Genomic DNA, 13,539 nt, shown 5'->3' with positions numbered 1-13,539 from the left:
ATCATGGAAGATAATCAACAAAAGGGCATTATTGCCTATTTTGCCAATAACTCTGTTGCTGCGAACCTAATGATGATGTTCATCATCGTCATGGGTATTGTGAGTTTTATGTTTATTCAACGTCAGATGTTTCCGAACGTTGAAATTAACTACATCAATATCCGGGCTGCTTACCCTGGTGCGTCTCCTCAAGAGATTGAAGAGAGTATTTTGGTTAAAGTCGAAGAATCGATCAAAGACGTTACTGGTATTAAAAAGACCGTTGCACGAGCCTCCCGGGGCAGTGCTTACGTGTCGATTGAAGTTGACGTAAATACAGACATAAAGCGCGTTCTGGACGATGTTAAGCAGCGGGTAGACACTTTATCCAATCTACCAGCGAGCATGGAGCCAATTAATGTCTATCAGGTTGAATGGCGACAAGAAGTAATCGAGATGGGACTGGTGGGTGACAGACCACTAGAAGAGCTCAAGCCCATCGCCAAGCAAGTTGAAGATGAGTTACTACAACTGAAAAACGTTATGCTGGTGGACTTGAATGCACCCGAAGAAGAGATTGCGATTGAAGTCGATCCGCTTGTTTTGCGTAAATACGACCTGACGTTGAACGATGTGAGTAATGCGATTCGTCGTTATTCTGCGAACTATTCTGCTGGTGAAGTAAAAACCAACGCAGGTATGATCGCGGTACGTATTGAGAACCAGTACTACCATGGTGATGAGTTCCGCAATATCCCAGTCAAGCTTGGGGCGAATGGCGCGAAGGTACTCCTACAAGACATAGCAACGATTAAAGACGGCTTCACAGAAGAAGATCGTTACTTCGAATACTCGGGCCAAAACGCAATCTACATGGCGGTTCAAGCCACGCGTGATCAAAACATCATTCCAGTTGCCGAATCGGTTCGTAACTACATCGAAGCGAAGAACAAAACCCTACCTGACGACATTCAGCTCAAGGTGTTGGTTGATATGACCTATTACCTCAATGGTCGTCTCGACATGATGCTGAAAAACCTGCTTCAAGGTGCAGCGCTAGTTGCGATCATGTTGACGGTGTTCCTTCGTTTCCGATTGGCAATGTGGGTAATGCTGGGGCTGCCAGTGTGTTTCTTAGGTGCTGTGATGATGATGCCAATGTTGGGTATCACAGTGAACATTGTTTCCTTGTTCGCCTTTATTATGGTGCTTGGTATCGTGGTGGATGACGCCATCGTGACCGGAGAAAGTGCCTACAGTGAGATCGAAGAAAAGGGAGGTGGTGTTGAGAATGTTGTGACGGGTGTTAAACGTGTCGCGACACCTGCTACCTTTGGTGTTTTAACCACGATTGCGGTATTTGCCCCATTCCTACTCTCAAGCGGTATTGATAGTGCATTTTTCTATGGCATTGCGGGTGTGGTAATCCTGTGTCTTATCTTTAGCTTGATTGAATCTAAGTTGATTCTTCCGGCTCACTTGGCGCACACCAATTTCACACCTATCAAGCCAGGTGGTTGGCGCGATGGCTTCAACAAGCGTTTCTTTGGTTTTGTAAACGGACCTTATCGTAGCTTTGTGAAAGCTTGTACTCATTGGCGCTGGACGGTGTTTGCTTTCTTCTGTGGCTTGCTGTTAATCAGTGCTGCTTTAGTGAGTTCAAACTACGTGCGCGTGATTCCTAATCCGAAAGTACCAACGGATTACCCAGCGATTACGATTGAGATGAATGATACGGTATCGAGTGAGCAAACCATCAATGCGTTAAAAACCATTGAAGGTGTAATGCAAAACATCGAAAACCAGATCATTGATGAACACGGGCAAGGCATGATTCGCGATGTGCTTTCCTATAATCGCAGTCGGACAGAAGGTCGTATTCTCGTGCCACTTGTGGATGAACAGCTCCGTCCATTTAATACCTTTGAACTTGCTCGTCGTTGGCGTGAAGCTATGCCAGTCATTCCGGGAATGAAGAGCTTTAAGATTCGTGAACAAAGCGCAGGTGGCGGTGACCGTGATGAGTTTGGTTACTTGCTATTTGGTTCGGACATCAATGAGCTAAATGAAGCGGGTCGCTACTTGATTGGTCGCTTACAGCAAGAAGAAGGTCTGTACGATATCTCTTCTTCTATCGATTCCGGTAGTAAAGAAGTGTTGCTATCTCTTGCTCCAGTCGCTTATGACTTAGGCTTGGATCTCACCATGATCGCAGAGCAAGTAGGTGGTAGCTTCTATGGTGGTGAAGCGCAGCGCATTATCCGTGACGGTGAAGAAATCAAAGTTATGGTGCGTTACCCACAACTTACTCGTGAAGCGTTCTCTTCTTTGCGCTATGCCGTGATTACGACGCCAGCAGGTAAAAAGGTCATGCTTGGTGACGTGGTTAAGATTAGTGAGCAACCAGGAGTAAGCAGTATTCGCCGTGAGGGTGGCTATCAAACTGTGTATGTGTATGGTTCGATTGATGAGGAATTGGTAGAGCCACAGGAAGTAGTGAAGGTTATCGATGATAACATTCTGCCGGATATGCAGAAAGTCTTCCCAAGTGTGAAAACTGAATTGGGTGGTGACATCGAAGAGCAGGCGGCACAACGTAATGAGCAAATCATGTTCTTTATCGCAGGTATGATTATCGTATACATCTTGCTCGCTGTGCCATTGAAGAGTTACACACAACCACTGATTGTTATGTCGGTAATTCCGTTTAGCTTAACGGGGGCGATTTGGGGACATTTCTGGCTAGACATGGATATCAGCATGATGTCGACCTTTGGCTTAATTGCTGCTGCGGGTGTTGTTATCAATGATTCGTTGGTGATGACGGATTACGTCAATCAAGTGCGTGAAAAAGGCATGAGCATTAAGCAGGCTGTCGTTGACGCTGGATGTGCACGTTTTCGAGCGATCACGCTGACGTCAATTACCACCTTCGCTGGTGTTCTACCTATCATGTTTGAAACCAGCTTGCAGGCTCGTTTTGTTATTCCTATGGCGGTAGCGCTTGGTTTTGCCGTTCTATTTGCAACCGTACTTACCTTGATTTTGGTGCCGTGTTTGTACCTGATGTTAGAAGATATTAAAAATATCTTCCGCATTGTGAAGCGATTCTTTGGTCGCTTGATTGGTCAGTTTAAGTCACAGTCATCAAGCGCTGTTGGTAACGAAAGTACGCAAAGCTAGTTTCATCTAAAGCGAAAATCTAGAGCAGCCTTCGGGCTGCTTTTTTTATGCCTTAAGCGAACTGGAATAGACTCTATACTATAAGTTGAGTGAATGGTTAAATATTCATAAATATCGTTGGTTAATTTAACACTGTGTGTGTGAAATTCGCCATTGAGCAGATGGTAGGAAAATAAATGCACATTTAAGCTGTTGATATTAAAGGCTTAAAAAGTTGGCATTCTATGTGCAATGTATAAAGTGCAACCCAATGAACTGCTAATCCTTAAGGAGCTTATTATGCAAAGCGTATTTCTATCTACTCTAGGTCTTATTGCTGTAATGTCATCACCAATCGCTGCTGCCAACACTCTAGACAAAGAAGAGTGGAGTGCAGATCTACGTCAAGAATTTACAACAATGAAGCATGAGGCAGTAGCGGACATCGAACAAATGAACATGGACGCAATTGATGAACGCGATGACCGTATTGTTAAACACATCAAAGAACAGCAAGCTCAACTGGTAAAGATCAAATGCCAGAAGACAGGGGCAACCAAGTCATAACCTCTGACCACAAAGATTCCGTGTTAGTCACAAGGATGAGTGATTAACCAGAGTGCATCCGATACAAGTGTGGCGCTAGTGAGCAGTCTGCGTCAACCTTGTTGCTCTGTTTGCCAACCTATCAATTGGGTTGGCTTTTTTATGCCTGCTAATTGAAGAAGTTTAGCTAGAAGCTGGGGTAAAGGTTAAGAGAAAATATGGCAGATAGAAAAAAGCCCGCGAAGAATACCTTCACGGGCGAAAAAAGGGCACCAAATTGGTGTCTATTCATTTTGGAGGTGGTCGAACGTCCATATCATACTGACAATAGGCTTGGTGAGAGGCTTACCACCAGTGCGACCAACGGGGCTAAAGTTAACATTGTTGTAATCATTGTTAAAATGTTAATTCTTCAATCAATGATTTCATTATCGTTAGTCCAGATTGTGAATGTGTTGTTTGTGTGTATTTTTACTGTGCCAAATGCCGCTTTTGATAATAAAACTCATCATAAATTCCTTACCTGTCATTTGAATTGGTTATATAAAACTCGACATACTGCATTCTCAATTGTTCATATTTGCACTTAATGCCACATAATAACCATGAGTTTGTTAAGTGTTTGTGTGGTATTTAACGCTTTTACCGCAAACAAAAAAGAGCGGCCGAAGCCGCTCTCGTCCACTTTGATAAGGAAACTTATTCGTCGTTTTAGATTTTTTCGTGCTTATGGACCAATCCGAAGTCGGCCAAAATGGCATACGCCGCTGGGATCATAAACAGGACTAACAGAGTAGAAGCAAAGATACCAAACACGATGGAGATCACCAGAGGTTGGATAACCTGTGCCTGCAAACTGGTTTCTGTGAGTAGTGGGAGCAAACCAGCAGCAGTAGTCATCGATGTAAGGAATACGGCGCGAAAACGCTCTCGACTTGCTTTGACTACCGAGTCGTGAACATTATCCCCTTCATCCACATGATGGCGTATGTACTGAACCAACAGAATTGAATCGTTCACCACAATCCCTGCCAATGACACAAAGCCCATCATACTCGGCATGCTTAAAGAGTGGCCAAGCAGAATGTGTCCCCACACTACGCCAATAAAGGCAAGCGGGATTGCGAGCATCACTACGAACGGCTCTAAGTAACTGCGGAATTGATAACTCAGAATCGCAAACACGCCAAACAAACCAAGTAAGAAGCCTTTGCCCATCGAGGTGCCAGTTTCAGCAGTATCTTTGGCTTCGCCTTCAAAATCGAAGCGAAGACCGGGATACTTTTGCATAAGCTTAGGCGCTTCATCTTGTTGGAATTGACGAATGATGGCGGTTGAGTTGGCTTTCGTGTTGTCGATGTCGCCAAATACGCTCACTGTACGCAAGCCATCAATGCGCTGGATTCGGACGTAATTACGTTGGAAATCCAAAGTCGCAATGGTCGCGAGTGGAATTTGACTGCCATCGGACAAGATAATTGGGAAGTTTGCCAATTGCTGTAAGTCACCGGCTTGTGCTTTATCAAGGCGAACTTCAATAGAAATGTTTTCTACCCCAACTTGGATTTCGTCTGCGGTTTGGCCAAAGAAAGCCGCACGTAATTGATTAGCGATGAGCTGGCCGTTAATCCCATAAGCTTCCGCCCCCGGACGCAGTTTAACCAAGACTTCTTCTTTACCCATACGCATGTCATCCAACACGCCATGCACACCGTCAAACTCATTCAAGTATTGCTGAATGTCGATAGAAGCCGCTTTGAGCGCATCCAGGTCATCATGCTTCGCTCGAATCTCAATAGCTCGTCCACCCGGCCCCATGGTCGGTTGTTTAAATACCAACGAGATAGGATCTGCAAGTTCACCAATGTCTTCGCGCCATGCATCGATAAATTCATCGATGAGTGTGTTACGACTCTCTGCGCCAAGCAAATCCAGACGTACCGTGGCAATATGTGGGCCAGACTCATTTGCGTCGGCGTTAGCATTGAATTGACTGGTGATGTGCAGAACCAATGGATTGCCGTCTTCCACTTTCTCTGTCCATTCTTTATCTAGCTTTTGAGCGGAAGCGACGATCTTATCGACGACAGCTTCCGTTTGAGATAGAGAAGAACCCGGAGGAAGAATAATGCGCGCTTCTGCAATGTCGCCATCCAACTCAGGGAAAGGTTGGAACTTGAGCAAACCACCTACTAACGTTGCGGCGGAGATAAGAAGCAAGGTAATTACACCTCCCATAAAGGCATAGCGATATTCAACTACTTTATCTACCGAATTGACCAATGTGGTGTTGCGGAAGTTTTCAAAAGAAGCGAGCAGCTTTTGTTTGAACTTTGGTGTCGTCTTCTCTTGTTTTTGCTTATGCAGTGAGTGAGAAAGGTGGTTAGGTAAGATCAAGAAGGCTTCCACCAAACTTAAACTCAATACGAGGATCAGAACTTGAGGAACCGCTTTAAGTACCGCCCCCATTTCTCCTTGCAGGAATAACAAGCTACCGAAGATACAGACTGTGGTTAGGAAGGAAGAAATTACCCCCGGCAGTACCTTTTTCACCCCTTTAATCACGGCATCATCGATCTCTTCTCCTCGGTCGAGGTGAGCGGCGATCGATTCGGCAATAACGATGGCATCATCCATCATGATACCGATGGCCATGAGTAGCCCAACCAAAGACATGATGTTGATGGACAGGCCAAGTTGTGCCATCAAAAATAAACCACCTAAGAAGGCAACTGGCAAACCAGCCGCGACCCAAAAAGAGTAGCGAAAACTAAAGAACAACCACATGGTGGCGAAAACCAGAATGATACCTTGCCAACCGTTTTTGACCATCATGGTCAGGCGATCCCAAAGCACGGATGAAAGGTCATTGGTCATTTGTAGCATCACACCGTCTGGCGCGATGGCTTGTTGTTCTTCGACAAATTGAGCAACACGTTCCTTGATACGCAGTGCATCGTCTTCTTTGTTTTTGCTGACTTTTAGTAGGGCAGAAGGGTGACCATCGAAGAGGACTTTCTGTTCGTCCAATTCAAATCGATCGGTAATCGTCGCAATGTCGCTTAGGCGAATGATAGAACCATTTGGTCCAGAGCCAACGACGATAGTCTCAAGTTCCTCAGGCGTAACACGACGCTCATCAAAGCGGATTAGAAAGTTCTTATCTGGCGTTTCTACATTACCACTTGGTAACTTGACGTTTTGACGACCAATCTGCTCAGCAATATCACCAACACTCAAGCCAAGTTGGCGAATGGCTTGAGTGTCTAACTCTACTCTGAATTGGTGGTCTGAGAAGCCGGCCACGTCAACTAAAGATACGTCATAGTCGAGCTTTAACGTGCGCTTAAGCTGTTCAGCATACGCTTTTAACTCCGGCCATGTGGTATCTGCGGTGATGGCGACATCCACAACAGGCTCATTCCAGTCGAGCTCTTGAACCACCGGAGACTCAATTTCTTGTGGGAAATCGTTTATCGAGTTGATCTGCGTTTGAACGTCGACCAGCATACGGCCGATGTCGGCTTCTTCATTCAGTTTTAAGATAAGACGTGCTGAGCCCTCAATTGCTTCACACTGAGTTTCTTCAATGTTAGCAAGGCCATCAACCGCATCTTCCATTCGGACACAGATACTCTCTTCGACTTCTTGAGGGGAAGCGCCAGGGTATACCACACCAGCTAGGATGTAGGGCGGATCAAACTCAGGAAAGGTTTCCCGCTTAATCGTGGAAAGTGAAGAAATCCCCAATATCAGCAGCGTTAGCATCAGCAAATTGGCTGCTGTTGGGTGCTTGGCGAAGAATCGGATCATGAATCAGACTCCTCAATAGTGGCTTCTGACTGTTCAGGTGATTCTTTCAATAGCATGCCGTTAATAGCAGGCAGCAAATCGTTGATGATCAGCTTCTGACCTTGCTCAAGTTCACCATCAATCACCACTTGGTTATTGCGGCGGTATAGCACTTCAACCGTCACGACTTGCAGACGATTATCATCGCCCATCAGGTAAATATTATCGCCATGAAGCGCACGCTCCGGTATGACCCAACTCGGGTTTTCTTGTCCCTCAATCAAGGCTCGAACAAACATGCCGTTAACCAGTGGGGGAACAGAGGTTGGGTTCAATGCTCGGTAGTCTTGTTCAATCTCTAGAATCACACCAGCAGTTGCTTGGCTTGGATCGACGGTTTCACTGATGCGTGCAACTTTAGCAGGCCAGCTTGCAGAAAGATTACCGCTGTTGAGTTCAATGTTAGCGTGAATCGCATTCATATCAGGCTGTGGAATACCGGACTCGTCGCGAACAAACTCACCGATACTCGCTGCCAAGGTTTGCATGTCATGAATGGACAGTTGAGCCTCAACTTCCATGACATCAATGCCATGCCCGGTCACCATGGTTTGTTGGAGATTGACCACTTGGTTTTGTTCAATTTCTACTTCAGCAATACGCAGATCGTAAGGCAGAGTGATGATGGTTTTGTCGAGCGAGCGTTTGGCCTCATCCACTTTTGATGCATTAACCTTTACTAAGGCTTCAGCGACGCGCTTTTCATCTGGCATTAATCCGATTTGGTTTTCAATATCCAGTACTACCTTGCGTTGAGAGAGTGCGCTTTGTTCTTGTTGGTCTACATCTGATTGGGAAGTTAGGCCTTTCTTGCGTAGGTTTTGTTTTCGGTCCAACTCTTTATTGGCGATAACCAGACGATTGGCCTCTATCTTGAGTGTGCTTTTGAGATTCGCTTCTTCTTGGTTCAGCTTAGCCAGAGAAGTTTGGGCAGATTTGAGATCGGCTAGAGCTTGAACCAATTTTAACTCGTAATCGAGTGGATCGATGCGCAAGATTTCCGTTCCTGCTTGCAGCACTTGTCCTTTTTCCAGTTGCGGGTGGCGGTAAACTACTTTACCCGTTACTTCTGCTATCGCTTTCCACTCGACTTTCGGTGCAATTTTGCCAAAACCGATAGCGATAGGAGCAATGGCTTTAAGTTCCAGCGGGATGGTTTCAACCAATCTTGCACGATCACTCGCTGGTTTTACGGGCAAGTCAGGCTTAAGGCTAATAGCCAAAAACAGAATGACGACCCCAACAGCAAGGGCAGGAAAGAAAAGCAATTTTTTATTCATTTTCATATTGGTCGCCCGAGTCTAAAAATCCATGTTTCATCAGTTGTATGTTGTGTTCGAATAATCGGTTCAAGAAGGCTTCTGAGAGTTCGATACCGTGAATGGCTAGGAGTGCAGGTGGTGCCATAAAAGGAAATACCATTAAGCTGATATAAGAGACGCGACAAAGTTGAGGGTCAGCGTCTTTTCGTAAAACGCCGCTTTCGACTAACTTATCAAAGAGAACGCCTTGCATTGGCTGGCTGATATCAGCGAAGACTTTCTCGAGTAATTTACGTTGAGTCTCGGAGGGGGGCATGTGCATGACTTGGGCAATCAAGCGTGGAAACTGTGGCACCTTGATCATTTCGCGGTAGTAAGTCCGCATTAAATCGAAGAAGTTTCGCTCGTTGCTGTCAGCTACCAGTGCTTGCATCTGTTTTTGCATTGGCGACAGGGTTTCGCGCAACATGGTCTCAAACAAGCCTTCTTTGTTGCCGAAGTAGTAGCGAATCATCGCTACATTCACGCCTGCTTTCTGTGCGACTAAGCGAGTTGACACCTTGTCATAAGCCATAATGGTGAAGAGTTCGCGCGCATGGAAAATGAGTTTTTCCCGCGCATCGATTTTGTCTGTGGGTCTTCCCGCCCTGCGATGAGCTTCCGTCACAATCTTCTCTCAAAATATTCAACATTTGATTAATTATAAGACGCTGATTTCTCATGCGACATGCGAAAAATTAATCAGTATTTAATCAAGTGATTAATTTCAACTAAGAAAGTAAACGGTACATTACGAATGATACTTTTTATATGATGCTGTGTGCATATGAGGGGTTGGGGCTTGTTGCCATATATGTCACTGGATCGCAGGCCCAACTCTGAAAGGATTCCCAGCACTAACTACCAACATTGTTTGGGATTTAGGAACGACGGCGACAACTTCACATGTTTCTACGCCTGAAATCTGTGCTGGCCCATTTTGGGCTGCAGAAAAATTTATAAATGACACTTACCCGCTAATCGAGCAGGTTACAGTTTAGGGCAGTGGTGAACAATATGATGGCGATGTTAGATATCTTTGAGTGACTCAGTACGCCCAGAAATCGTTAATGGAACTCGTCAGGATTTCGGCAAAATGATTCAAGATACAAACAATGTAGGGTTTACTCAAACAGAGAAAGCGCTCCTTTTCTTTTTATAATTGCAGTTTACTAGACCCCATGCTTAAACCTTTGTCATCTATCGATAGCCAAAAGGCTGCAATTGTCGAACAAACAGTCCCCCCTCAATGGCTAAAGCTCCTGCACTTTCAAAGGGGAGGAAGTTTGATTGAGTCGGATGCGTTTTTCTTTGTGCCTGAAGATCACGTGAATCCAAAAGTGTGCTGCGTAATCATTCACGTTGCTAAATTGTAAAAAAGACGGCAGCTTGCTTGAAAAACAGTTTATTGAGTGATCTGCTTGGATGAAAATACGCAAGCGACGCCAATCGAACAAATCAGGAGTTTGCTCAATGCCGTTTCCCTGCACGATATCTATGGTTGAAAAAGCAATTAGGATCTCAATAATTTGCGCCTAAAATGGACTTTGATAAGAATTGGTGAGGGTTGTAGCTCATCCATTCCATAATAAAAAACAATTGGCATAGCAATAAACTGCAAAGGTAATATCCATAAAAAACATGGATTATGCATATGAAAAAAATATCGCTACTCGCTCTGCTTGTACTCTCTGGCTGTAACCAGCAAAACACCACGCCTTCAGAGCCAAATCACAATCACCAACATCAGAGTTTTAAAAAAACACCGAAGCTTGTTGAAGAACTTAAAGCTCAGCCTACAATTGATGACCAATTTGCTCTGCTGTATCGAAAATTTGATTACACATTAGATAGAAGCGACGCCCTGACTGGTCGTGATGAAAACAAGGACGGAATACGCGACGATATTGAGGCATTCATCAATGCGTTAGAAGTGTCAGAGCCGGTGCGCAGTGCGCTTAAGCAAAACGCGCGTTACTCTCAAAAGAATCTATATCATGATTGGAGTGAGAAGACTGAGGCTAATATTGACAAAGCCATGGCGATTGGTGACGAATACGATAAAGTCATCGCTTGCAAAGATTTTGTGGGTATCCCAGTAGATGATTTAATCGAAACTTCTAAAACAATCAGAGCATTAACATACAATACAAAAGCCAGAACTATGGCTTATCTGGCTTACAATCATTTGCAAGATGGTGCAGTCAGTACATCGCTTCCAGCTGAGGAAAAGTACTGTGAATAAGCTAACAAATGCCTTTTTACTTTGCATGGTGCTTCCCGTGCATGTTAGTGCGAACTCCTGTGATATTGAAGGATACACAATAAGTTTTTTTAATGGTGTCGCTACATCGCGAGACTCGGCTAAGGAGGGGAAGTACAAAATAGAGTCGACTCTTGGTATCGAACAGTTCAACGGTGAGCCCGTTGAATACCAACTGTTCTATAATGACTCTTACATTGAAAGTAACGGGTTGAATGTTTTAGCTGATTTTGCTGAAACTTTTGACCAAAGAACACTAGAGTTGGGTCAAAAGCAATTTGACCGATGGGAAGCGTTTTGGGAAATTGTTAGCGGACGTCAGGACAGTTCCATTATCCAAAAAATTAGCGCGACTTTTTCATGGTTTAAAGGGTTTGTTTCTGATCTTGTCAGCCAAGGTATGAATACGATGATTCGTGAGTTTTTACAACTCTTGAGTGCTTCGATTGATTCACCTGATACTGAAAAAACTCAGATGCAGCATAAACTCATCAATGATTCCAATACATGGAAAGGCAAAAAGCTAATTTATATTGCTCACTCGCAAGGAAACTTATGGGTGAACCAATCTTACAAGTATGTTGTTTCTCAATTAGGATACGACGCTGATAATATTCACGTGGTTCATATTGCGCCGGCCTCGCCAACATTAACCCCCGATAGTGACTATATTTTATCAACGTCTGACCTTGTTATTAATGGCTTGCAACTAACAGGAATCGGCTCTGTCCCTGTACCAAATACCGTTATAGCACCGAGTACGGCAGATATTGCAGGGCACGGTTTAATTGAAATCTATCTAACTCATCCTGACTCGATTAGCAAAATCAAGAAATCCGTGGGACGAGCGTTTGATTCACTGACCAACCCAGACATGGAAGAGCATCTTTTTGAAGTGACCTATCAATACACGCCTTCTTTTGTCGAAAGTCACGCTGCACCAGAGATTAAATTTGTCGATAATCCAAGTGGGGATTGGTTTGAAAAGGCTATGTATCCACATTACGATGACTCGTACTTTGAATATGATTCTGCCAACTACAACTATAAACTCAAACCGGTTGCAGGCTTGAAATACTTATCTCACCAACACGACAAGAAAGACAGAGAAAACCAAACGTTTACCGTTGTTCAATGCTCAGATATCCCAAACGATGACCCATTTATACTGGGTGAAAAATCCCAGGCATTAATATGGTACGGATATAATGAGCAGCCGGAAAATACAAAAGTTACTGTGACAGTCAGAGATAGGTACGGAAGAAAGCTACAAAGTGGAGAGCAATCAGTGAGTAAGTTGCGTCGTAAAGGGTGGAGTTATCAAGGTATTTTCCTCGACTTAATGGCAACAAGCTCCTGTTTACCGGAAGAGAAGAGTTTCATCGAAAAGCAAAACTTAGAAAAAAAATATGAGCTTTCCTCTCACACGATTGTCCTGCCAACCACTGATTAAAGGGAACCTGTAAATAATTCTGTGTAACTACGGCTTTGTTTCCTAAATCAGGGAACTAAATCAGTAGCCCACGATCTGATCAGCTAAGTTCACTCAAACACTTAGACCAATGACCAAGCCTCGCTACTAGACAACCAGCTGGAAACACTATAACCCAGCTTTAATTAATCGCGGCTCACTGACAATTTGGATTGATGAAGAAGCCATTAAGCTATGGAAGCAAATCAAATAGGGCAACCGCGGAAGACCTCGCTTGTTTAGTGACTTAGCCATTGATGCGACAGGGCTAAAGGTCTACGGTGAGGGCGAGTGGAAAGTCAGAAAGCATGGTATTGACGGGAAGCGCTGTTTCTGGAGAAAGTTGCATTTAGCGGTCGATACCGAAACGTATGAAATCTTGCTGCTGAGTTCAGTTTATCGAATGTGAGCGACGGTGAAGTGTTGCCTAATTTGCTCAAACAGACTTGACGAAAAATCGCAGAGATATCTGGCGATGGTGCTTATGACGCAAGGTCGCGCTACAAAACCATTCGCATCAAGCGAGCCGCTCCGCTCATTCCGCCGAGGGAAGGTGCCGTCTTCTGGGAGCGAGGTCATCCTCGCAATCTAGCAGTTGGGTGTCAGAAACTCTATGGTTCAAATGAGCATTGGAAAAAGAAGTACGGTTACCATAAACGTTCTCTCTCTCAGAGACAGCGATGTTCCGATTGAAGAAACTACTTGGAGGGACATTAAGCTTAAGAAATTACAATGCTCAGGTTGGCAAGGCTTATGAGTGTGTGAGGTATGCTAACGACAAACTGTGACAGTTTCGTTGCACTTTCTCGGACTATCACAAAACTGAGTTTCAATGATTAGGGATGAAGCATTTCTGAGTTGGCGTTAGAGAGCTACAATAGAACTTTCGAATCTAATCTCATTCTTGTGTACTGAATACAGTCACGCTTTTGAGCGATAATAGAGTCACTCGCAAAGCGAACGTT

At 44.4% G+C, this 13,539-nt stretch carries 7 protein-coding genes and 2 pseudogenes; 6 read left to right on the top strand and 3 right to left on the bottom strand.

The window, feature by feature from the left end:
- Positions 1 to 3: 3 nt before the first annotated feature.
- The gene (locus ACTS60_RS18810; protein ID WP_440889486.1) at positions 4 to 3,162 is read left to right on the top strand and encodes an efflux RND transporter permease subunit; all 3,159 of its coding nucleotides are present in this window, start codon (positions 4 to 6) and stop codon (positions 3,160 to 3,162) included.
- Positions 3,163 to 3,441: 279 nt separating this feature from the next.
- Positions 3,442 to 3,708 (top strand): hypothetical protein, encoded by a 267-nt coding sequence (locus ACTS60_RS18805; RefSeq protein ID WP_010453008.1) that lies wholly within the window; start codon positions 3,442 to 3,444, stop codon positions 3,706 to 3,708.
- A 690-nt stretch (positions 3,709 to 4,398) separates the two neighbouring features.
- Here ACTS60_RS18805 and ACTS60_RS18800 read toward each other — a convergent pair.
- The 3 genes from ACTS60_RS18800 to ACTS60_RS18790 are packed head-to-tail and all read right to left on the bottom strand — an operon-like array spanning position 4,399 to position 9,468.
- Positions 4,399 to 7,500, bottom strand: a complete 3,102-nt coding sequence (locus ACTS60_RS18800) for an efflux RND transporter permease subunit (RefSeq protein ID WP_440889485.1) — start codon at positions 7,498 to 7,500, stop codon at positions 4,399 to 4,401.
- A complete protein-coding gene (locus tag ACTS60_RS18795) occupies positions 7,497 to 8,825 on the bottom strand; it encodes an efflux RND transporter periplasmic adaptor subunit (RefSeq protein ID WP_440889484.1) in 1,329 nt (442 codons plus the stop codon). The genes ACTS60_RS18800 and ACTS60_RS18795 overlap by 4 nt, the downstream gene beginning before the upstream one ends.
- Positions 8,812 to 9,468, bottom strand: coding sequence for a TetR/AcrR family transcriptional regulator (locus ACTS60_RS18790; protein WP_038882837.1), 657 nt, complete (start codon positions 9,466 to 9,468; stop codon positions 8,812 to 8,814). Before ACTS60_RS18790 ends, ACTS60_RS18795 begins: the two co-directional genes overlap by 14 nt.
- Before the next feature lie 849 nt (positions 9,469 to 10,317).
- Between ACTS60_RS18790 and ACTS60_RS18785 the strand changes: the two are divergent.
- The 4 genes and pseudogenes from ACTS60_RS18785 to ACTS60_RS18770 all read left to right on the top strand — a co-directional run.
- A pseudogene (locus ACTS60_RS18785) lies at positions 10,318 to 10,368 on the top strand (hypothetical protein); the annotation flags it as partial.
- A 126-nt stretch (positions 10,369 to 10,494) separates the two neighbouring features.
- On the top strand, positions 10,495 to 11,085 hold the full coding sequence (locus ACTS60_RS18780; protein ID WP_440889483.1) for a chromosome partitioning protein ParA: 591 nt from the start codon (positions 10,495 to 10,497) through the stop codon (positions 11,083 to 11,085).
- A 25-nt stretch (positions 11,086 to 11,110) separates the two neighbouring features.
- Complete coding sequence (locus tag ACTS60_RS18775) at positions 11,111 to 12,556, top strand: hypothetical protein (protein WP_440889605.1); 1,446 nt, start codon at positions 11,111 to 11,113, stop codon at positions 12,554 to 12,556.
- 163 nt (positions 12,557 to 12,719) lie between these two features.
- Positions 12,720 to 13,362 (top strand): annotated as a pseudogene (locus tag ACTS60_RS18770) (IS5 family transposase).
- The last annotated feature ends 177 nt before the right edge of the window (positions 13,363 to 13,539 follow it).

Origin of the sequence: Vibrio sp. WZ-1, assembly GCF_052037695.1 — a bacterium.
GTDB lineage: Bacteria > Pseudomonadota > Gammaproteobacteria > Enterobacterales > Vibrionaceae > Vibrio.
Note: the sequence above shows the minus strand (reverse complement) of the source record. Positions and strands in the feature narration are given on the sequence as shown.

Excerpts from the sequence above, each read along its gene's own strand:
- ACTS60_RS18800 (WP_440889485.1), bottom strand. The coding sequence starts at position 7,500 with ATGATCCGATTCTTCGCCAAGCACCCAACAGCAGCCAATTTGCTGATG.
- ACTS60_RS18775 (WP_440889605.1), top strand. The coding sequence starts at position 11,111 with ATGGTGCTTCCCGTGCATGTTAGTGCGAACTCCTGTGATATTGAAGGA.
- ACTS60_RS18795 (WP_440889484.1), bottom strand. The coding sequence starts at position 8,825 with ATGAAAATGAATAAAAAATTGCTTTTCTTTCCTGCCCTTGCTGTTGGG.
- ACTS60_RS18780 (WP_440889483.1), top strand. The coding sequence starts at position 10,495 with ATGAAAAAAATATCGCTACTCGCTCTGCTTGTACTCTCTGGCTGTAAC.
- ACTS60_RS18805 (WP_010453008.1), top strand. The coding sequence starts at position 3,442 with ATGCAAAGCGTATTTCTATCTACTCTAGGTCTTATTGCTGTAATGTCA.
- ACTS60_RS18810 (WP_440889486.1), top strand. The coding sequence starts at position 4 with ATGGAAGATAATCAACAAAAGGGCATTATTGCCTATTTTGCCAATAAC.